General features: G+C 38.8%; 19 protein-coding genes and 1 rRNA gene. 9 read left to right on the top strand and 11 right to left on the bottom strand.

Annotation, left to right across the window (positions count from 1 at the left end; genetic code table 11):
• The first annotated feature begins 113 nt into the window (after positions 1-113).
• Positions 114-1,049, top strand: coding sequence for an IS1595 family transposase (locus tag ACYPZI_RS10310; RefSeq protein ID WP_459601254.1), 936 nt, complete (start codon positions 114-116; stop codon positions 1,047-1,049).
• Positions 1,050-1,059: 10 nt separating this feature from the next.
• On the opposite strand, the gene ACYPZI_RS10305 is transcribed toward ACYPZI_RS10310, so the two are convergent.
• From ACYPZI_RS10305 to recJ, 3 genes are all read right to left on the bottom strand, one after another.
• Entirely contained in the window at positions 1,060-2,952 is a 1,893-nt protein-coding gene (locus ACYPZI_RS10305) for a RecQ family ATP-dependent DNA helicase (RefSeq protein ID WP_459601252.1), read from the bottom strand.
• Between the two features lie 306 nt (positions 2,953-3,258).
• Positions 3,259-4,053 (bottom strand): MBL fold metallo-hydrolase, encoded by a 795-nt coding sequence (locus ACYPZI_RS10300; RefSeq protein ID WP_459601250.1) that lies wholly within the window; start codon positions 4,051-4,053, stop codon positions 3,259-3,261.
• 20 nt (positions 4,054-4,073) lie between these two features.
• Positions 4,074-5,801 (bottom strand): single-stranded-DNA-specific exonuclease RecJ, encoded by a 1,728-nt coding sequence (gene recJ / locus ACYPZI_RS10295; RefSeq protein WP_459601248.1) that lies wholly within the window; start codon positions 5,799-5,801, stop codon positions 4,074-4,076.
• 164 nt (positions 5,802-5,965) lie between these two features.
• Here recJ and ACYPZI_RS10290 point away from each other — a divergent pair, with 164 nt between their 5' ends.
• Positions 5,966-6,142, top strand: coding sequence for a helix-turn-helix domain-containing protein (locus ACYPZI_RS10290; protein ID WP_459601246.1), 177 nt, complete (start codon positions 5,966-5,968; stop codon positions 6,140-6,142).
• Between the two features lie 194 nt (positions 6,143-6,336).
• Positions 6,337-6,693 carry a DUF4890 domain-containing protein gene (locus tag ACYPZI_RS10285; RefSeq protein WP_459601244.1) on the top strand — a complete coding sequence of 119 codons (357 nt, stop codon included), beginning with the start codon at positions 6,337-6,339 and terminating at the stop codon, positions 6,691-6,693.
• Positions 6,694-6,781: 88 nt separating this feature from the next.
• On the opposite strand, the gene ACYPZI_RS10280 is transcribed toward ACYPZI_RS10285, so the two are convergent.
• Entirely contained in the window at positions 6,782-7,963 is a 1,182-nt protein-coding gene (locus ACYPZI_RS10280; protein WP_459601242.1) for a DUF5009 domain-containing protein, read from the bottom strand.
• 279 nt (positions 7,964-8,242) lie between these two features.
• Complete coding sequence (locus tag ACYPZI_RS10275) at positions 8,243-9,268, bottom strand: glycerophosphodiester phosphodiesterase (RefSeq protein ID WP_459601240.1); 1,026 nt, start codon at positions 9,266-9,268, stop codon at positions 8,243-8,245.
• A 111-nt stretch (positions 9,269-9,379) separates the two neighbouring features.
• Between ACYPZI_RS10275 and ACYPZI_RS10270 the strand changes: the two genes are divergently transcribed.
• From ACYPZI_RS10270 to tsf, 6 genes are all read left to right on the top strand, one after another.
• Entirely contained in the window at positions 9,380-10,366 is a 987-nt protein-coding gene (locus tag ACYPZI_RS10270; protein ID WP_459601238.1) for a cation diffusion facilitator family transporter, read from the top strand.
• A gap of 388 nt (positions 10,367-10,754) precedes the next feature.
• The gene (locus ACYPZI_RS10265) at positions 10,755-12,479 is read left to right on the top strand and encodes an LIC_10190 family membrane protein (protein ID WP_459601236.1); all 1,725 of its coding nucleotides are present in this window, start codon (positions 10,755-10,757) and stop codon (positions 12,477-12,479) included.
• A gap of 240 nt (positions 12,480-12,719) precedes the next feature.
• Complete coding sequence (rplM, locus tag ACYPZI_RS10260; protein ID WP_459601234.1) at positions 12,720-13,175, top strand: 50S ribosomal protein L13; 456 nt, start codon at positions 12,720-12,722, stop codon at positions 13,173-13,175.
• A gap of 6 nt (positions 13,176-13,181) precedes the next feature.
• Positions 13,182-13,568, top strand: a complete 387-nt coding sequence (gene rpsI, locus ACYPZI_RS10255) for a 30S ribosomal protein S9 (RefSeq protein ID WP_459601232.1) — start codon at positions 13,182-13,184, stop codon at positions 13,566-13,568.
• A 192-nt stretch (positions 13,569-13,760) separates the two neighbouring features.
• Positions 13,761-14,612 (top strand): 30S ribosomal protein S2, encoded by an 852-nt coding sequence (gene rpsB / locus ACYPZI_RS10250; protein WP_459601230.1) that lies wholly within the window; start codon positions 13,761-13,763, stop codon positions 14,610-14,612.
• Positions 14,613-14,806: 194 nt separating this feature from the next.
• Positions 14,807-15,631: a translation elongation factor Ts gene (tsf, locus tag ACYPZI_RS10245; RefSeq protein WP_459601228.1), complete on the top strand. Its 825-nt coding sequence runs from the start codon at positions 14,807-14,809 to the stop codon at positions 15,629-15,631.
• A 1,027-nt stretch (positions 15,632-16,658) separates the two neighbouring features.
• Here tsf and ACYPZI_RS10240 read toward each other — a convergent pair.
• The 6 genes from ACYPZI_RS10240 to rrf all read right to left on the bottom strand — a co-directional run bounded on the left by ACYPZI_RS10240 (position 16,659) and on the right by rrf (position 20,795).
• Complete coding sequence (locus tag ACYPZI_RS10240; RefSeq protein WP_459601226.1) at positions 16,659-17,261, bottom strand: CHC2 zinc finger domain-containing protein; 603 nt, start codon at positions 17,259-17,261, stop codon at positions 16,659-16,661.
• A 247-nt stretch (positions 17,262-17,508) separates the two neighbouring features.
• A complete protein-coding gene (locus tag ACYPZI_RS10235; protein ID WP_459601224.1) occupies positions 17,509-18,720 on the bottom strand; it encodes a primase-helicase family protein in 1,212 nt (403 codons plus the stop codon).
• A gap of 4 nt (positions 18,721-18,724) precedes the next feature.
• A complete protein-coding gene (locus ACYPZI_RS10230; protein ID WP_459601222.1) occupies positions 18,725-19,039 on the bottom strand; it encodes a helix-turn-helix transcriptional regulator in 315 nt (104 codons plus the stop codon).
• A gap of 180 nt (positions 19,040-19,219) precedes the next feature.
• Positions 19,220-20,095 (bottom strand): DUF6043 family protein, encoded by an 876-nt coding sequence (locus ACYPZI_RS10225; protein WP_459601220.1) that lies wholly within the window; start codon positions 20,093-20,095, stop codon positions 19,220-19,222.
• Between the two features lie 22 nt (positions 20,096-20,117).
• Positions 20,118-20,618 (bottom strand): PDDEXK nuclease domain-containing protein, encoded by a 501-nt coding sequence (locus ACYPZI_RS10220; RefSeq protein WP_459601218.1) that lies wholly within the window; start codon positions 20,616-20,618, stop codon positions 20,118-20,120.
• Between the two features lie 66 nt (positions 20,619-20,684).
• Positions 20,685-20,795, bottom strand: a 5S ribosomal RNA gene (gene rrf, locus ACYPZI_RS10215).
• Between the last annotated feature and the right edge of the window lie 2 nt (positions 20,796-20,797).

Raw genomic sequence — 20,797 nt, 5'->3', positions numbered from 1 at the left:
CTTACTAAAATGAAGCCCATTATATACTGCATATCTACTTTCCTATTTCTTTTTAATTGATACCCGTATATTTACCTAAAATGATTATCTTTACAAAGAAAAATCTAAGTTCTATGACCTTAATCGATTTTTTCTCTCAATTTCCGGACGAAGAAAGTTGTAAGCAAAAATTCAAAGAGTATCGAGACCAATCTGGTGTTATTTGCCCTAAATGTGGTGGGGATGACCATTATTGGAAGCAGGACAAGGAGCAATATGAGTGCAAGGGTTGTCGTACGCGCATAACCCTTAAAAGCGGTACAGTGATGCACAAATCCAAACTGCCATTTCGTTATTGGTTCATCGCTATTGATTTACTTACTTCCACGAAAAAGACATTTTCAGCCAAGGAGATTCAACGCCAGCTGGGTCATAATCGGTATCAGCCTGTCTGGCACATGGTACACAAGCTCCGTCAGGCGATGGGAAGAAGGGATGATGAGTACATCTTAGCCGGACGCATAGAGCTGGATGAGGTCTATTTTTCCACCGGGACACCCGCTGCTGAAAAAGAAAAACCCCTCAAGCGTGGGCGTGGAAGCCAAAAGAAGACAAAGGTTCTTGTTATGGCAGAAAGTGAACTGGTGGAATTTCCGAAGGAAGGGCAAAAATCCCGTAGGGTAGGCTATTTAAAAATGAAAGTGATTGATGATTTGAAAAAGGAAACCATCAATAAAGTCGTTGGAGAGCTCACGGGCAATGTCACAGAAATGGACACGGATGATTCGACCTCTTATGTCGACTTAAAGCATTTTGTCCCCAAGCACAACGCTCAGGTTATTCCCAAGGAGAAAGTGGGCGAGGTATTGCCCTGGGTACACTTCGCTATCAGTAACGCCAAAAGGCAACTGATAAACACCTTTCATGACATCAAGCCGGAGTTCCGGCAAAACTACTTGGACGAATTTTGCTACAAATTCAACCGGAGATATTTTGGAGAGGCACTCTTTGGCAGATTGCTCATAGCTTGCGTGAGCTATAAAAATGAGTTTAGGTATAAATACGGATAATCATATTTTTTTATAATCTGATTTTCCCTTCACTTAATGTTACTTCTTTTTGATCTGCCATATGACGGATAACATTTACAATCTCTTTTTGTGAATATCGAGAAAGCGTATTTACAATGAAATCTATATTTTGTTCGCCATCTTTAAGAGTATCCTTAATTGCAGTCGCTATATTTCTAAACCTGTCGTTTGTCATTGCCGGCATGTTTTTGCCCAGGCATATATCGCATACTCCACAATTTTGGGCATCTTTTTCCCCGAAGTAGGATAATAATAACCGGCTTCGGCAAGTCTCTGTTTGCTCGGCATAGTGGCTTATTGCAAGTATTCGCTTCTCAAAGCGTTCTTTACGCTCTTCATTTACTAAACGGGGAATGTTGAGGTACTTATTTTCCACACGCCGGCGAGTATAGGTGATAAGTGGAGTTTTCTTGTGCGGGATATAATCTATGATATTCCTTTTTGCAAGTGTTTTTAGCATCTCATATATATGCTTCCTGCTTGAGTGAAGACGCAATGCTATCTCGGATTCATCGATAGTAGCATAGTTTGTAAACAGGCCTGTATATAGCCGCAGAATAGTATTCACCAGTTGCTCATATTCCCTGTCGAAATCGTAACGGTACAATTCGTCTCTGTAGACTGTAAACATCACTCTCGAGCGATTATCTATTTCTTCTGTGTATTCAATATAACCCGCAAGGTCTAGTATCTTTAACGCATTATGTGCCGGTAAAAGAGGGAGTTTGTATGTCGCACAAAATTGACGGATACTAAAATCGAACACGGGCCCTGTCGATCCTTCGGCTACCTGAAAGAAGTAGGACAATGAATCATATACATGATGTATAAACTCTCTTTCGGGGAACTCGTCCCGTACTCGTTTTTTGAGTTTGGTACTGTCATTCTTTTCAAAAAGTATAATGGCTGATGAATTTTCTCCGTCTCGCCCGGCACGTCCGGCCTCTTGAAAATATTCTTCTATGGAATTTGGCAGGTCGGTATGTATTACCAATCGTACATCGGGTTTGTCGATTCCCATCCCGAAAGCATTGGTACATACAATAATACGGGTTTCGTTATTTTTCCATGCATTCTGCTTCTTTGTCTTGTCTGCGCTACTTAGTCCCGCGTGGTAAAAATCGGAAGAGAAATTATTTTGGACGAGAAAGTCTGATATCTCTTTTGTCCGTTGCCGGCTGCGTACGTAAATAATAGACGAACCCTTTGTCTTTTCCAATATCCGTACCAATTCTTCGGCTTTTCCTTCAATGTTTCTTATGGAGTAAGCCAGGTTCTTTCGCTCGAAACTCTTACAAAATACATTCTTCTCCCTGAAATGAAGCTGTTCTTGTATATTGTCGATGACTTCGGGCGTTGCTGTTGCTGTAAGCGCCAATACGGGGATATTGGGCAGATGTTGCCGTATGTCGGCTATCTTAAGGTATGACGGGCGGAAATCGTATCCCCATTGCGAAATACAATGTGATTCGTCTACTACCAGCATGCATACATTCATGTCCTTGAGTTTACTCAGAAATAACTGGGTAGCCAGCCTTTCGGGGGAAACATAGAGGAACTTATAGTCACCGAAAATAGCATTTTCCAATGTCGTGATAATCTCCTGTCGTGTCATTCCTGAGTAAACAGCCAAAGATCTTATTCCTCTTTGACGGAGGTTATCAACCTGGTCTTTCATCAAGGCAATAAGAGGGGTGACCACAAGGCAGAGCCCCTTCATTGTCATAGCCGGAACCTGAAAAGTAAGGGACTTGCCTCCTCCCGTAGGCATCAGCCCCAGCGTGTCTTTCCCCGCGCTGATAGAATGAATAATATCTTCCTGCAAAGGGCGAAACTGGCTGTAGCCCCAATATTGTCTTAATATTTTATGAAAGATATCCATTTATTCAATTTGAAAATTAGCAAATTTGAAGATTTGAGAATGTCGTAGCAATAATACCATTTGCTAATCTGCTAATTTTAAAATTTGCTAATTGTTTTCCCGCCGCTACCGCGCGATTGTATCGCGTGGTAATCCCGTCATTTAATTACAATCACATTATCCAATAATCCTTTACCTCCGGCATAGTCGGCTGCCCCTTACTGGCGCGGACTTCCAGTGCTTGTTGCACAACAACAGGGGACGTCTGCGCGAGCGGCTGTCAACAGTCATCAGTCATCAGTCAACATTTTCAAATTTTCAAATTCACTAATTGTTTTTCATCGGACGCATTTCCAACTTAATATCTGTTCCTTTCAGAGCCTTCTCGATTTTTGCTTGGTCAAACTCTGACATATGATACGGATAGAGAATCTTGGGTGATACTTTTTTCGCCGCATCAATAAACATTTCGTCAGACATGGTATAAGGAAGGTTTTTCGGCATAAAGGCTATGTCTATAGTACCTTTCAACTTGTCCATTTCCGGAATGTTTTCTGTATCTCCCGCGATGTATACCCTTTTGTCTCCGAAAGTTATAATATAGCCATTACCTCTGCCTTTAGGGTGGTATGCTTCACCATCAGGTTTTTTGTTCACCATGTTATAAGCAGGGACAGCGTCGATATGCAGAGATTCCCAATGAGAATGATCTCCGTTAATCATAACATCGCCATATCCTAAAATCTCATTGCAAACTTTAGATACAATGAAATGCGTATCAGCTTTTTTTATGGCGTTAATAGCAACAGTATCCAGATGGTCGCCATGCTCGTGCGTTAGAATAATGAGGTCGGCTTTAGGCAGTTTCGTATAGTCTGCAACTTTAGAGTACGGATCTACTTGGATTATCTTTCCTTCATATTCGAACATCAGTGATCCGTGTCCAACCAATGTTACTTTCAGCGGCCCCTTATTTGTTTCGTAAACATCGGCTTTTATATATTCCTGTGCCATATTCAGAGAATCAGAACTTTTTTTTTCTGCTTTTGCACTATTGGCCTTATTCCCGCAAGCTACAAAAACAAACAACACTGCAATAATTGATAATAACGTTTTTTTCATAAGCTTTGTTTTGTTGAAGATCAGTTTAATTGTCCGGTATCTATATCTTTTACATACAGTTGTATATTCGATTTTCCGTTGTGAACATTTTCTTCCAGCGTATAGCATATATCGAAAGGCTCACCGTTTTTTACTCTTTCATAAGAATCGCTTTGACGAAAGGCAATCCCGTTTACAGGGGTTATAACGGTTTTATCTATCATTTCTAGTTTCAGATGCACATTATCTTTGCCTACTATCTTGCTGGTACCATAATCTTGTACATCACATGTGACAAATATTGGGTTCAGATTTTCGGGGCCAAAAGGCGCGAAAGATTCCAGCTCTTCTATAAACTTATTGTTTATTTCCCTGAATGTGAGTTGAGCATCAATATTTATCTGGGGACGCATCATTTCGGGCGCTATCATCTTCAAAGACAATGCTTCGAAACGTCTCTTAAATTCGTCCAGATTTTCTTCTTTGAGAGACAATCCGGCGGCATACGTATGACCTCCGAAGTTCTCGAGAATATCTTTACATGCTTCTATGGCTTTATAGACATCGAATCCCATTACCGAACGAGCCGAACCGGTAATCATACCTTGTGATTTGGTAAGTACAACAGCCGGACGTAAATGCTTTTCGGTCAGCCGGGAAGCGACTATCCCTATAACTCCCTTATGCCATGTTCCGTTGTATATGACAATGCTTTTCTTACTTTTCATATCCATATTTTGGTCTATGAAAAGAATCGCCTCGTCGGTGATACGTTTGTCCAGTTCGCGGCGGTCGTCATTGTAATGGTCAATGTTCGCGCTTTTCTCGCGGGCATCTTCTATACTGTTAGCCAATAGCAGATCGACGGCCTCTTTGCCTTTCATCATCCGGCCTGAAGCGTTGATTCGTGGTCCTATTTTGAATATGATGTCGTTTACGGTTATACTTTTGTAAGTGAGCCCGCAGATATCGATAATTCCCTTCAAACCCAGGCTAGGGTTCGAATTTAGCTGCTTAAGTCCATAGTAGGTGAGTATCCTGTTTTCACCCGTTATGGGAACAATGTCCGATGCAACACTAACCGCCACCAAGTCAAGGAGGTCCTGTATTTCAGAAAAGTCTATTTTGTTGTTTTGCGCCAAAGCCTGAACCAGCTTGAATCCTACTCCGCACCCCGAAAGGTGTTCGTATGGATATGTCGAGTCGATACGTTTTGCATCTATAACGGCTATAGCATCGGGTAAGACCTCATCCGGCATATGATGATCGCCTATAATAAAGTCGATTCCTTTACTTTTTGCATATGCCACCTTTTCAACGGCTTTTATCCCACAATCAAGCGCTATAATAAGCTTTACGCCCGTTTCTTCGGCGTAGTCGATACCTTGTTCGGATATACCGTATCCCTCGTCGTAACGGTCAGGGATATAGTAGTCCAGGTTTGTTGTAAATTTCCGTAGAAATTTGTAAACAAGTGCAACAGCAGTCGTTCCGTCTACATCGTAATCGCCATATATCAGGATACGCTGTTTTTGTCCCAGTGCTTTTTCTATTCTCTTGATAGCTTTATCCATATCGGGCAATAGGAAAGGGTCGTGTAAATCTTTCAAATTCGGGCGAAAGAATTTACGGGCATCTTCTATCGATGAAATGTTTCTTTGTACCAAGAGTTTGCATAGAACCGGGCTTATGCCTAATTTCTTAGCAAGCTCATCTCTTTGCTCTTTTTGCTGGGTTGTTAGGTCTTCGTAATTCCATTTGTAAATCATTTTATATCGTTTTTTCTTTCTTCTGTCTCGGGGAGATTAGATAACATTCAGACGGTAAAAGTCTACTCTCGTTCTTAATACTAACCTCGTATAAGTATCATTACTTCTAATCATAAAGAGCGATACTATAATCTGTAAAGATAATATATATATATGAAATCGTTGTGTTCGATTTTCGTTTTTATTACTTATTTGAATATAAACCCGGTAACGATGTGGTTTCTATAGCTCATAATCAGATGCAACTTGCAGAATACCTGAATGTGACTCGCCCTGCTTTGGCCCGTGAAATAAGAAATATGATCGATGAGCGGCTTATAGAGAGACGGATGGGAAGGTAGTTACAATACTTAATCGTAATGCCTTGATGCAGAATTTATAATCTGCCTGCTGTTTAGTTTTTTTTAACCAAAACATTCGTCTTTTCGGATTTTACTTTATGCCGTTTCTTTAGTCTAAACAATTATGGTTTGTAAGATATATATTTTGTATAGCTGTACAGGTCAAATATTTCTTTAAATTATAATTATTGTGTATGAAAAAGCTAGTATTGTTTTTGATGCTCATGTTTGCTGTAGTTACACTATCTGCACAACAGGGACAAAGATCGACCCCGGAAGAAAGGGCAAAGCGGCAAACTGAAACTCTGGTAGAAAAATTGGGGTTAACAAAGGAGCAAAAAGAAAAGGTTTATGACATTTATCTGAAATCGGCTCAGTCGATGCCTCAACGTGGGGAAAGTGTAGACCGCGAGAAAATGCGGGAACAAATCCAGAAAAATCAAAAGGAAAGGGATGAAGCTATAAAAGCTTTACTTACAGAAGAACAACAGAAGAAATACGATGAAATTCAGAAAGAGATGCAAGGTCGGATGAGAGATCGAAGGCGCTAGAATTTCATTAGAGATGTATTTTATAATTGGATGGTATATGATTTGCCATCCAATTTTTGTTTACCGGAGTTCTATATAAAAAAAACAGTTAGATTTTTAGCCTTATTTTCGCTTTCATTAGTAGCCATGCAATGCCTATGATAGCCAGTGAAAACAGTAGCGATTTGATTATTCCTGCTATACCGGTCATCATCCATGCAGGATAGTTGAATCCTATTATTGTCTGCAAACTATACCATGCATAAGGAATAATATAACAGGTAAGCGTTACGGTACCTGCCGGCTTTATGATGTGAAACCAGTTACTTTTTCCTTTAATGTCTGTGAGCCGGAAAACAAAAGCAAACAGTGGAAAGAAAATAGCGCAACAATAGAAAAACCAGGTGGGAGTAGCTTGTATTTTAGAGATGATCCAAAACTGGTGGGTTATAATTGCTATTATTAGAGAAACAACGCCTATAGCAGCCATTACAATAAAAAAACGCTTTGGCTCCTCTTTATTTGCATATTTTCTCATAAATGTTCCTGCCCATACTCCGGCCATGCCGAACGCATACAGAGTAGCCTGGCTTGGTATTTGGTCTATTAACGGCCATCCTTTGAATGTGCCGGAGGCAGATAAAAGAGATAAAGTAATCAGAATGATCAAAGCAATAGAGTTGTATAAAAGATTCTCCCGTGTGATAAGGTATATACTTGCACTGAGAACGTAAGTCCAGCCGATCAGTCCTAAAATACCCCACCATCTGGGAGCAAAATCTTCACCGTTTTTTCCTTCAAATATTACAAACAGATATACCAGAATTATTACACCTGCAATTTTCATCGCTATGAATAAGTTATCCTTCCAGTCATCGGTTTTTGGGTATACGCTCCATATTAGGAAGAATGCTAATGCCATTAACAGCATGAAAGCAGAAGAAGTCATGCCCGTCTCAACAGGATCGAGTTGGCCTATATTTACTGTGAATAATCCCATGATTAGAAGAGCCAGTGTGCGCCAGAAAATATGCCCGCCTATTTTGATCGTTGTGTCGCCTTTTTTTAATCTGTTTTGGATTGCATACGGGATAGCCATACCCATTGCAAAAAGAAATGCAGGGAAAATTGTATCCGAAAAGCCTAGCATATCTTCGTTTGTTGCAGCATGTAACAGCCAGTGGGGGATATTTTTTAATCCGGGTATTTCATTTACAAATAGCATTAGAAACATAGTGATAGCACGAAATATATCCAATGCTTCTACACGAATGGTTTTAATTTTATTCACGGTACAATTTTTAAGCTGAAAAAAATTACTTCCTGAAAAAACAAAGTAAAGCTTTTTTTATGAAAAAGAAATTCCTTTTTTGATAATCTTTAGAATCATAATATAATTTGCCGGATCATATTGAGTTAAGTAATCTATGATAATTAATGCAACATTCTCTTTGTCATCCTGAGGCACGAAGGATCTCGTTCCTTAAAAGCGGAACTGACAAGAGATGCTTCCTATCGTCAGCATGACAAAAACGAAAATTATGTTGTAATAAATACTTTCCATTACTTGTTACTTTCCCACAAGCTTTAATAATAATTCCGGTTCATCTGTTGTAATATAGTCCAATCCCATATTGATGTAGGTTTTCATGTCTTCTTCCTTATTTACAGTCCAGACGTTTGTTTTTAGATTCAGGGCGTTTGCCTTTTTAACAAGCTCAGGGTCTTTTTCGAAGTGAGAAAAATGATAATCTATTCCCGATATTTTTGCTGCCTTTAATTCTTCAAGGCTTTTATCCGCTTCCAGGTACAGTATATTTGCGGTAGGATCTAATTCGCGCATGCGTATAGCGGCATCAAAATTGAATGTTATATAGTCTACCCATGCCTGTGCTTCCAGCTTATGTACTAATTGCACAGACGAATCAGCGACAGCTTCGCAACGTTCTTTCCCTTTTTGAGAAGCTTTTACTTCCAACACTAAGCGGGTCTTATTCTGGCCTTTTATGTGAAGTAGATATTGTTCGAGGCTGGGAACAAAGTCTCCGTCTTCAAGGGGTATCTTAACCAATTCTTCTGCGGTGGTTTCTTCTATATTCTTTCCTCCTATTGATGGGTCATGAGACAAAACCGGAATATTATCAGATGATAGCCATACGTCAAATTCTGCTGCTTCACAGCCTAGTTCAATAGCTTTCTTCAAGGATTTTATTGAATTTTGGCTTGCGTCTTGATTCTTCCAAGCTCCGCGATGGGCGATAACCTTATTGCGTATAAAATTGTCTTTTACCAATGCAAAAGTTTTCTTTTCTCCTTTGTTGTTCTGTAATGTTATTTGATAACACTCCGGTGACTTTTCGGTTATAGATACATTCTTCTTGAGAGTTATATAACCTTCGTTATTGACCGTGAACATATTGGACGGATCTTTGAGTGTTGCTTTTTCTCCCGGACGGGTGATGATTTTGCCTATGACTGCCCCTTTCCGATTCATGGGTATAAGGTAGCTATCCAGCGTCAATAACTCTCTTCCTGATTGGGCGAATATTATACTTAAATTAAGGAATAAGGCTGAAAGCAGAACTATTTTTTTCATAGAATGGCATTGTAAATTAGAAGTACAAATTTAATAAAATAGAAGATAATAACCTTGCTTTTTTGTGATCTTGTAAAAAAACGATGTAAATTTGAAGATTGATTGGAATAAATGAATAGCACCCATCCTAATAAAATAAAGCAACGGGTTCAGACTTTAGTCGTCTTTTGCGGAATAATTATTCTGACAGGGAAATTTACAGCTTATTTTCTGACAAATTCGGTTGGTATACTGACCGATGCGATGGAAAGCATTGTAAATGTCGTAGCAGGTTTTATCAGTCTTTATGCTATAAGGCTGGCCGCGAAACCTAAAGATGAAGATCATCCTTTTGGTCATGGGAAAATAGAACTTATATCCGCATCTATAGAGGGTATACTCATTTTTACGGCCGGAGGCATTATCATATACGAGGGTATCCGGCGGATATTCGATCCATCGGTGATAGAGAGCTTGGATATCGGTGTCATAATAGTGGCTGTGTCCGGCGCGATAAACTATTTATTAGGGTGGTACAGTATTCATCAGGGACGGAAATATGATTCTATCGCATTGGTAGCAGGAGGAAAGCATCTGCAATCGGATACTTATTCTACAATAGGATTAGTAACCGGACTACTTGTTTTATATTTTACAGGGCTAACCTGGATCGATAGCGCGTTAGCTATTATATTCGGCGCTATTATCGCCTATACGGGAATTGGCATCCTGAAAAAAACAATCAATAACCTGATAGATACAGCCGATGAAGACGTGCTGGAGAAGATATGTACAGCTATCAATGAAAATAGAAAGCCCGAATGGATTGATATACATAATCTGAAAGTATTGAAGTCCGGAAGCAGCTATTTTATTGATTGTGACTTAACACTACCCTGGTATTACAATATAGATGAAGGACACTCTTCGTGTGAAGAGTTGAGGCATACTCTTTTGTCTTTGTTTCCTGAAAATGCTTTGGTTTCTATACATTCAGACTCTTGCCGCGAACATTTTTGTTCATTATGCAGAATGTCTGAATGTACATATAGGAAGCAGCCGTTTGAAGAGGTGAACTCTTTTACGATAGAAAAGCTTATAGAAGCAAAAGAGAGTTAGCAGGAATATAAAGTAAAAGAATTACTTTGCATACGATTTGAGTAAAGGTTTCCGACTGAATGAAAATAAATAAATCTTACACGATTTCCTTAATTGTAGCCATTGCTTTTTTTATGCAGGGGCTCGATACCACGAGGCTGTAAATACAGCTATTCCCGCAATGGCAAAATCGTTTGGTACAGATGATCGCAACCCGGAAGCCTGAGGTAAAGATTTACAAAAAGGGTTTAGACTTAAAGTTGAGTGTAAATAAGTTATAGAAAAAATCACGTTACTCCTTTGTTAATTCATTAAAAAATTGTAATCTTGCGAGCCGGTTATTACAAAATAAAATACTTTGGACGCGTTGAGAGAAGCACTTGTCGAAAACTTTGCAAATAAATGACTTATGATCGCAACCCTATTTTCCTGGATAATAATTTTTTTTACCCTTCTTTCTTTTGGAGATATATTATTAACATTTTATAATAAAGCATGTAAACGAAAAGAGGAATATAACCTATTAGAGAAAATGCTATTGGGCTTATGTTTTATATCCATACCGTTATCGATATGGTCTTTGATATTACCGTCAAATCATGTTTTCTTATTTGTATGCATCATTGCGTCTACAATATACTGGCTATTCAACAAAAGACGTTTTAGGGACTTAATAAAAGATATTTACAACCCCGTAAAAGAACTAACACTATCCGGAAAGCTTATTATATTACTGTTTGTTCTCATATTACTCACTGCCAACTCTTGGGAAGAGGGTTCTTTCGACTCTTTATTCTATCATCATCAGAACATCCGCTGGAACGAAGAGTTCGCTATTGTTCCCGGTTTAGCAAACCTAGACCATCGCATGGGGTTTAATTCAAATTACCTTCTCCTGAGTTCAATTTTTTCTTTCAGGTTCTTATTCGGGGAAATGATCCATTCCTTGGATTCATTATTTATACTAGCCTTTTTTTGTTGGATAGTTAATGAACTTTTCAAATCCGGTTTCCAATTTAAAAGAATACTTGTATTATTCGGATTCATCATATTTTATCTGCTAAGTATAAAATTAATGTTGAATACGACAACCGATTTACTACCGAATCTCATTATTTTATACCTGGTATCAAAATACATTTTCTACCCTAATCCGGGAAAGAAAGATATTCTGCTATTAACTATTGTACTTATATTTATAGTTACCCTTAAACTATCATTTGCGGCTTTTGCCATATTAGCTGTATTATCCCTGGTTTATCTTGTAAGAAACAAAGAATACAAGACAATTATATTCATAGGAACTTTATGCTTTCTGATCGGAACCTTATGGCTGATAAGAAATATTATTTTAACAGGTTACCTGATATTCCCTTTAGCAGGATCGGACCTGCTTGATTTAGACTGGAAACTGCCTCTGAGTGTCGTTGTCAACGAAAAGAAGCTTATTTTATCCGAAGGTACAAGAGCATTTCTGGATAGTTGGGATATTGTGAAAAACGGAATACCATCATGGGACAAAAGTATCACTATTTTCATTTTTATATCCACATGTATATCATTCATTTTTTCGATTGTGCCCATTATCCGTAAGAAAATTAGCCCTATACAAATCTCGCTTTACCTAAGTTTGTTATGCGCTCTGGCTATCTGGGCGATCAACGGTCCATCCTTCCGGTTTGTAAGTGGTATGATGCCCGCATTCTTTATTCTTTGTGTGGCTCTTTCTATCAATAACAATAAAGAACACCATTCCCGCTTCACCGGTATCCTTATTCTAAGTATATTTTTAACTTGCAGTACAATTTGGACATCATGGAGGGTCTTTGACAGATATAGAATGATCACCAACATAGAATCGGAGAAAGAAAGGAAACCGTTTGTCAAAATGTTTATAAGTCCATATTCATACTACGACTTTTACGAATCATTCACATTAGAAGATATTAATACCCATTTTACCCCATATAAATTAAATAACGGTATCACGATATACGTAGCGATAGCCAACTTCAGCTATGATAAACTACCTGTTGTGAAAAGTGGATACTACCATTTTGTCAATTACAAATGTATTGAAGCCAGAGGATATTCTCTCCAAGATGGTTTCAGAGTAAAAGCAGGATGTAAATAATCGAGTATTTACGGATGAATTAATTGCTAATCAAAGTATAACTTTCAAATCGGCTTTAAAAACCCTTCAATTATTTTGTTAAGTCACTTAAAAATTGTAATTTTGCGAGCCGATTATTACGAAATAAAACGTAAAAAATTGATTTACAAATCATTATCGCTTATCATATCTTAGCTCGATAAGCGGGTAGTTATTGTGTGGATCGAAAAAAAGTAATTAACCAAATTAATTTTTAAGTAAGTGGATACTTTAAGCTATAAGACCATTTCAGCGAATAAAGCAACTGTAAACAAAGAGTGGGTTGTGATTGACGCATCGGGACAAACTTTAGGGCGTATGGCTTCTAAAGTTGCTAAACTTCTGAGAGGGAAGTACAAACCAAGTTATACTCCGCATGTAGACTGTGGCGATAATGTGATTATCATCAATGCAGATAAAGTTGTTCTTACCGGTAACAAATGGAACGACCGTGTTTATCTGAGATATACAGGCTATCCCGGAGGTCAGAGAGAAGCAACTCCGGCTACTATTATGGAAAAAGGAGCTGACCGTTTGGTACTGAAGGTAGTAAAAGGGATGTTACCTAAAAACCGTTTAGGCGCTGCTCTTTTGAAAAACCTTCACGTATACGCAGGCAATGAGCATAATCATGAGGCTCAACAACCAAAAACAATAGATATTAACTCTCTTAAATAATCATTAATGGAAGTAGTAAATGCAATAGGAAGACGTAAAGCTGCTGTAGCTCGCGTATTCGTAAGCGAAGGAACCGGAAAAATAGTGATCAACAAACGTGAACTAGACAATTACTTCCCTTCAACTATTCTTCAATATGTTGTAAAACAACCTCTAAACAAATTAGACGTTGCTGAAAAATACGACATCAAGATCAACCTTAACGGAGGTGGATATAAAGGACAGGCAGAAGCTGCCCGCCTTGGTATCGCCCGCGCGTTGGTAAAGATCAACCCAGAAGATAAGCCTGCTCTTAGAGCTGAAGGATTTATGACTCGCGACCCACGTGTTGTAGAACGGAAAAAACCGGGACAACCAAAAGCAAGAAAAAGATTTCAATTCTCAAAACGTTAATTTGGATATTATTTTACCCAATTACGCTTTGTCAGCTTTTGCTGCTTAAAAAGTTTAAGTTGGTTAATATATGATGAGACGGCCTCATCTCTAAAATTACGTTTAGTATCTAAATTGCCGGGACTTCGAAAAATGAACTACCCGACAATTCACTAACAGAAAAAGAAAGTAAACGAAAACAAAAACAAAAAAATGGCAAAATTAGAATTCGACCAATTATTAGATGCCGGTGTACACTTCGGACACTTAAAAAGAAAATGGAATCCGGCGATGGCTCCTTATATCTTTATGGAGCGCAACGGCATACATATTATCGACCTTTATAAAACAATAGCTAAGACTGAAGAAGCTGCCGCCGCATTAAAGCAAATAGCCAAATCAGGAAAGAAAATATTGTTTGTTGCTACAAAAAAACAAGCGAAACAAGTTGTTACAGATTTGGCACTGAACGTGAATATGCCTTATGTGGTAGAACGCTGGCCGGGTGGGATGCTGACAAACTTCCCTACAATCCGTAAAGCTGTGAAAAAGATGTCTACTATCGACAAAATGATAAAAGATGGTACTTTCGACACTTTGTCAAAACGAGAAAGACTTCAAGTTACACGTCAACGTGCAAAACTGGAGAAAACATTAGGATCTATCCAAGACCTGACTCGTCTTCCATCTGCTCTATTTATAGTAGACGTTATGAAAGAAAATATTGCAGTAAGAGAAGCCAATCGCCTTGGAATACCTGTATTCGCAATGGTAGACACAAACTCTGATCCAGGGGATATCGACTTTGTAATCCCGGCGAATGATGATGCTGCAAAATCAATCGAACTAATTCTGGGAAGCCTTTGCGAAGCAATTAAAGAAGGCTTGGAAGAAAGAAAGATCGAAAAAGCTGACTCTGCTGCTGCAGAAGCCCAAGACGATGAAGAATCTCCAAGAAGAGAACGTAAATCTAAGTCTGGCGCTAAGAAAGCGGTAGCAAAAGAAGACCAAGATGCAATGAATGCTGCGGTAGCCAGCAAATTTGCTAAAGAAGAGGAAGAGTAAATAAAACGAATAGACTAAGATCTAGCCTCTAAGAGTTTTCTTCGAGACTATTTCTTGGTCTTTTTTGTCAAAGTAAACAAGTTAACGAGTAGACAAGATACAAGTTAAACACTAAAATTTTTAAACTCGTATCTCGTATCTTGTTTACTTGTCAACTAACAAAAAATTATAAACTAAATAAAAGGAGAAAGAATATGGCAATTTCTATGGCAGACATTCAGCACTTACGCAAAATGACGGGTGCCGGTATGATGGATTGTAAAAATGCTTTGACCGAAGCAGAAGGTGATTTTGACAAAGCTATCGAAATAATACGCAAAAAAGGACAAGCTTTCGCAGCTAAACGGGAAGACCGTGATGCTTCTGAAGGCTGTGTACTTGCTGCAACTAAAGGCGAATTTGCGGCAATTGTCGCTGTCAACTGCGAAACAGACTTCGTTGCTATGAATGCAGATTTCGTAGGAATGACTAAATCTATACTTACTGCGGCTCTGGAAAACAAACCTGCTGACGTGGATACTCTAAAAACAATCACAGTTGGAGATCGTACAATCGCAGAGCTGGTAACAGACAGAATGGGTGTTACCGGAGAAAAAATGGAATTAAACGTTTACGAACAAGTAACAGCACCGACAGTTGTAGCATATGTACACCCGGGAAACAAACTGGCTACAATCGTAGGATTTAATAAACCAAATGTAGATCCTCAAGTGGCTAAGGATGTGGCAATGCAAATCGCGGCGATGAATCCTGTCGCCCTTCTTCCTGAACATGTTTCTGAAGAAGTCAAACGAAGAGAATTAAACATCGCAAGAGAAAAAGCTATCGAAGCCGGAAAACCTGAAAATCTGCTTGATAAAATTGCAGAAGGCGCTTTACAAAAATTCTATAAAGAATTTACATTGCTTCAACAGGAGTTTGTAAAAAATCCAAAACAAACAATCGCTCAATATCTTGCCGCAAACGACAAGGAACTGGCTGTTACAGGATTTAAACGCTATACTTTGAACGCAGAATAATTCGAAAGTACAAAATGGAAGAAGTGTGATCGGTAAACGATCGCACTTTTTTATTTACTATAATACAGGGCAACCCTCAAAAAAATGAAGAATTAAAAATGAAGAATGGCGCGAATCGATGAGAAGTGAAACATTGTCCGGCGTTAGTTTTATCTATAGATGTAGTGATAATTTGAAAATTAGCGAATTAGCAAATGGCGCGAAGCGACAATAACTGTAGAAGTTTGTTACTTTTTAGTTAAATTCTAGTTTGTCATGCTGACGACAGGAAGCATCTCCTGTCTCTCGGGGATCGGGATCCTTCCCTGCGGTCAGGATGACAAAGAGGGTAGCCGCGCGAGCAAGGGCTAACGGCTAACAGCTAAAAAATAACTGTAGAGGTTTGTTACATTTTAGTTAAAATAAGGAAGGAGTTTTTCTCTCGTCATTGCGAGGGTTTGCCCGAAGCAATCCAGAAAGTAAAAAACGAATTGAGTGTGGAAAATGCATAGTACATGACAAAAAATATTTTATATATATTTAAAAGGCTTATTATGTTGCCCTTACAGGGCGCAGTTCCTTCGGTTGTCATCTCACCGGGGTGTTACCCCGGGCTGGAATATATCAGGCCTTCAGCCTGTTTCTTTCCTTGATGCCCTGAAGGGGCTACATAATATAGCCCAATGGCAACGCCTTGGGAGGGAAAATACAATCCCTGAAACCGCGCCCTGTAAGGGCAATATAAGATTTTGTAATATTTTTTGTCATGTACTATGGGAAAATGTTACTTTTTAGTTAAAAAGTGACGAGTTGTTTACTGTTCACTGATAACTGTAGAAGTTTGTTACTTTTTAGTTAAAAATTAATACCCACAAGCAACTTTGCGTAAGTTGAAGCAAACTAACTGATTACCAGTATTTTTAATCAAAAGGCAAACAGGTTGATGAAGCCGGAAAAAGACCGGAAAATACCCCTTTCGGACAGGGTACAGTTACTAAACCGTTACCTGTATTTCCCCTGTTCCGGCTTGATAAACGATACTTGAACGTTATGTATAAACCTTTACCAGACTAGTATTGCTATTATTCTTGATAGTTGTAATATCTTTTGGCGAAATACAACTTTTGAAATTCGGCGGACTGCTCAATTCATATCCGCCGTTGTCATTCCTGAACCCGATAGAGAAATAATCCCTGTCCCTGTTCCTGTTCCGGTAATGGACTTCCCGGCAATACAGGTTTGCCAGGTTTAAATCTATTTTCCGTTCCTGAACCCAACTTACTAATTGGGGATGGGTAACCGGAATGATATTTTGAATGGTTATCACAGGAGCATCACCCTTTACTTCATCGGAAACAGGTTTTCCATGAAAAGAAAATGAATCGGGGTTGTTTGCATATTCTTTTTCCAATTTGGTTGCAGCTTCATGAAATGAATAATTTTCCATTTTCATTACAAGGTCTATCATTGTCCCGCCTTCATTTGTTCCGAAGTCATACCACACATTTCTGTTATAATCCACTTTGACGCTTGCATTCCGGTCTTCTCTGTACGGACAGTGACACATTCCGTAATAGCCGTAATCTTTTACCGGATGGATATTCATCTTTGCTAAATATTGTCTTATTGATATTTCATTTAACATGTTCATATTGCTGTGTTTAATTTGTTATTCTTCTTTCAGAGGGAATTATTCCGGTTGGATAGAAGTCCTTTGAAATTTTGTGATATTGTTAGAAATACTTGTTTAATCGTTGGTTATTAGTAACTTATCAGTCTTACATTCTTCTTACAGCCCGATATTTTTGTTAGGTTTATCATTTGTTAGGTTGTAAGAGATTTGTTAGAACTTTGTTAGACTTATTACTTGTTATAAATCAATAAATTAAAACATACTTCTAACATTCTGACATAATCCCGTCCAATTGCTTTTTCGAGATACAATACACTCTTGCCGTCTTACCGGGCAAGGATAGAATTTCGCCGTTGCAACCGAAAATGCAAGCCGTATAATAGGTTGGCGGTTGCGGTTGAAGCCGCCATTTGTCTTGCATTATTTTTCGGATTTGATTGGCATCGGTTGAAATGGCTGTGCGCCTGACCATATCGAACAAATCATTGACGGAAAATTGATATTCTTCCGTTTGTTGTATCTGCATCAGGTCTGAAATGATATGAATCATTTCATTCTCCATCTTTCCCCGATTATATGTGATAATCCTGCGCAAAGCATCGGTAACCAACAAATCATGCCTGAACCACATGCGGGATTCTTTCTTTGTGCTTAATTCCCTGTGCAAAAGAAAGTACAGGAATTGAGGAATTTCTCTTTTCAGATTATCCAACATATTGACATTCGTTTGAGTAAGCGGATGTATTTTGCGCACCCAATAACGTGTTTCGCCTTTTTCGAAGATAATAGGACAGGTTTCGTTATTGGAACACAATACAAACTTGGCGAAGAAATCTACTTCCTGACGGTCTTTTCCTTTAGCTTCCGCCTTGTAGGAAAGGGCTGTACTCAAATTCTTGATGCGCTCGGAATCTTCCCTACGGTCGAGCAGAGCTTCATCGACACCGACAATCAACTTGTTTGCCCAGTCGGAATTGAATTGACTGTGAAAGTCCTCGTTGGTGTTGAAAGTCATGTTTCCGGCAAAAATCGCTTTCAGGAAATTGAGGAAAGTCGTTTTGCCTGTGTTTCGTTCTGCGGAAACCAAAAGAAGAATAGGGAGTTTGGTAAATGGCTTGAGGTAAAGCAATTGCAGATAATCCAAACCCATTTTAAACTGTTCGTCGAAAATATGCCTTAGAAATTCCAAAATCAACGGACAGTCGCCAAGTGCAGGCTGATAATTAATCGGCTCATACTGATTCAAGAACGTGCCGATGCTGCGCTGATAACTAATGTGGTCGGGGACGGAGCAAAAGCCATCGTACTTCTCAATTCGGGAAATGAAGTCTTTGGAGTGGTCTTGCCTGAGGGTCTCATAGTTCCACACCCGGCGTTCCTCTATAAAATCACCGCTCATCAACGGACGGCGGACAATCTTATAGAGGGTTGTACCCACTCGGATGTATTTCCTAGAATCCTTGTTTTCTTTTTTCATGGGATTAGCGGTTTTCTTGGTTACTTTCCAAAATCCGCCGGACATCCGACATCCGGTAACGTACTTTGTTCCCTACCTTGATAGTTTTCAGGTAGTTCTTTTTGTTCCAGTGCCACAAAGTAGCATCGCAAACGCCACAAATTTCCTTTACTTCACTGCGGGTGAGGTATCGTTCTTTCCGGGCTTCGGCAATTTCAGTAGATAATTCCGATTTTGCCCGGTTAATCAGGTCATTGGAAAATTCCAATAAATCCTCACCGCTTACTTCCAACTTGATGCTGGCTTTTTCGTCTTGAATAATTGATAATAGATTTTTCATACATTACATACGCCCGACGGTATGAAACTTTCTTTTCCGGCAGGCATACAAAAAAAGAAAGCCGCTATCCGAATAGTGGAAAGCGGCTACAAAAATATACGAAATTTATCCGAATAATCAACAGGAAAAGTTCACATTCTTACACAGAAAAAGTTTCAACGGAATTGAATCAGTTTGAATCTAATTTAGCTTGAAGTAGTTCATCAAAGCTTCGATTTCGGAACGGTCATACTTCTGTACAGAAGGGTCAAGGTAAGCATAAATACCTTTGTCCGAACCGATGTCTAATCCGAATTTTTCACGAATAGCATTGAACAAATGTCGGTCGGATGTGGTATTGGGAAGATAGCCTAATTGTCTCAAAGCAAGAATCATCCATGCGATTTTCTTGCCTTTTGTCCCCCGCCGGATGTAATCCCCGATTTTGGTTAAGAGTATTTCTTTCTTTTCATCGCCAACCATTATCATGTCTTCCAATGATAATTCTTTGTTATTCTTTGGTTTAGTAAGTAGTGTATTTGCTTTTGCATCCAAATCAAGAACTTCACTATCATCTACTTCTTTCATCAGTTGATAATGCTTTTCCCAATCGGATTTGGCGCGAAGTCCCAAGCTGGTGGATTTGTTTCTAAGTAAACGGATGGTAGATTTGATAAGGAATTTCCTGATATAACTAATGTCCGGCATCTTGCGTAATTCTTCTCCTTTTTCTACCATGCGTTCAAAACTTTGACCAAAATATAGCCAGTAGAGCATTGCGGGAATAATGATGTTTTTGTCGGGATTCTCAAATCCGTTGAGCAACGTTTGAGCTAACTTGTTTTCTGCGAACAAGTTTTCAATTTCGGAAATATCATCAAAAGTTCCCTGATTCGCTTTCTGATTGATAAACTTTTGATATGCAGGAACAAGAGTAACGGCCAGATTCAAAATCTTTTGATAGCCAACGGCATCACGACTGTTCATTTCTTCCTCGAACAAGTCGTATTCCTCTGGATGGGTTTCTTTCCATCCTTTCAGGCGTTGTTTGAAGTTGTCGAAGTCTTGTTGGGGCATAGGTTACTCACTGACATTGTATTTATTCTTCCTCTTTATTCAACTCCCTTTCTATTTCTTCAATGGACGGCAGAGAAGATTTAAAATTCTCCGGTATCAATTTAGACAAAGTATATTCCGAAATTCCGATAGGCTGACTGCTACTTTCCAAAGAATACTGAGCATCAATATTATCTTTCTCTTTAACAATAAGCAATCCTATTGTCGGATTATCGACCTCTTTCTTCAATTGATTATTGACTGCGATGATGTAATATCCGAGTTTGCCGGTATATTCCGGTTCAAATTCTTTGACTTTCAATTCAATAACTACATAGCAACGTAATTCCAAATGGTAGAACAGCAAATCAATATTTCGTTCTCTGTTTCCCACCTGTATTGGATATTGCTTCCCGACATACGCAAAGCCCTGTCCCAATTCCAGTAAAAACTTGGCTATATTTGCGACCAAAGCATCTTCCAATTCTTTTTCCTTGTAATTTTCTGTCAATACCAGAAAATCAAAATTATAGAGGTCATACATACCTGTATCTATCTGTATCAACGCAAGAAGTCCCCATACATTATCTGTACGAGGACTTCCCTTTTAAAACGGCGGTAACCTACTCTCCCACTTATACGCAGTACCATCGGCACGACCGGGCTTAACTTCTCTGTTCGGAATGGGAAGAGGTGGAACCCCGGTGTTATAACCACCTGAAT

The sequence above is a fragment of the Dysgonomonas reticulitermitis genome (assembly GCF_054601275.1).
This window is presented reverse-complemented; position numbering and strand designations above follow the sequence as displayed.

Excerpts from the sequence above, each read along its gene's own strand:
- ACYPZI_RS10310 (WP_459601254.1), top strand. The coding sequence starts at position 114 with ATGACCTTAATCGATTTTTTCTCTCAATTTCCGGACGAAGAAAGTTGT.
- ACYPZI_RS10305 (WP_459601252.1), bottom strand. The coding sequence starts at position 2,952 with ATGGATATCTTTCATAAAATATTAAGACAATATTGGGGCTACAGCCAG.
- ACYPZI_RS10300 (WP_459601250.1), bottom strand. The coding sequence starts at position 4,053 with ATGAAAAAAACGTTATTATCAATTATTGCAGTGTTGTTTGTTTTTGTA.
- recJ (WP_459601248.1), bottom strand. The coding sequence starts at position 5,801 with ATGATTTACAAATGGAATTACGAAGACCTAACAACCCAGCAAAAAGAG.
- ACYPZI_RS10285 (WP_459601244.1), top strand. The coding sequence starts at position 6,337 with ATGAAAAAGCTAGTATTGTTTTTGATGCTCATGTTTGCTGTAGTTACA.
- ACYPZI_RS10275 (WP_459601240.1), bottom strand. The coding sequence starts at position 9,268 with ATGAAAAAAATAGTTCTGCTTTCAGCCTTATTCCTTAATTTAAGTATA.
- ACYPZI_RS10270 (WP_459601238.1), top strand. The coding sequence starts at position 9,380 with ATGAATAGCACCCATCCTAATAAAATAAAGCAACGGGTTCAGACTTTA.
- ACYPZI_RS10265 (WP_459601236.1), top strand. The coding sequence starts at position 10,755 with ATGATCGCAACCCTATTTTCCTGGATAATAATTTTTTTTACCCTTCTT.
- rpsI (WP_459601232.1), top strand. The coding sequence starts at position 13,182 with ATGGAAGTAGTAAATGCAATAGGAAGACGTAAAGCTGCTGTAGCTCGC.
- rpsB (WP_459601230.1), top strand. The coding sequence starts at position 13,761 with ATGGCAAAATTAGAATTCGACCAATTATTAGATGCCGGTGTACACTTC.
- tsf (WP_459601228.1), top strand. The coding sequence starts at position 14,807 with ATGGCAATTTCTATGGCAGACATTCAGCACTTACGCAAAATGACGGGT.
- ACYPZI_RS10240 (WP_459601226.1), bottom strand. The coding sequence starts at position 17,261 with ATGAACATGTTAAATGAAATATCAATAAGACAATATTTAGCAAAGATG.
- ACYPZI_RS10235 (WP_459601224.1), bottom strand. The coding sequence starts at position 18,720 with ATGAAAAAAGAAAACAAGGATTCTAGGAAATACATCCGAGTGGGTACA.
- ACYPZI_RS10230 (WP_459601222.1), bottom strand. The coding sequence starts at position 19,039 with ATGAAAAATCTATTATCAATTATTCAAGACGAAAAAGCCAGCATCAAG.
- ACYPZI_RS10225 (WP_459601220.1), bottom strand. The coding sequence starts at position 20,095 with ATGCCCCAACAAGACTTCGACAACTTCAAACAACGCCTGAAAGGATGG.
- ACYPZI_RS10220 (WP_459601218.1), bottom strand. The coding sequence starts at position 20,618 with ATGTATGACCTCTATAATTTTGATTTTCTGGTATTGACAGAAAATTAC.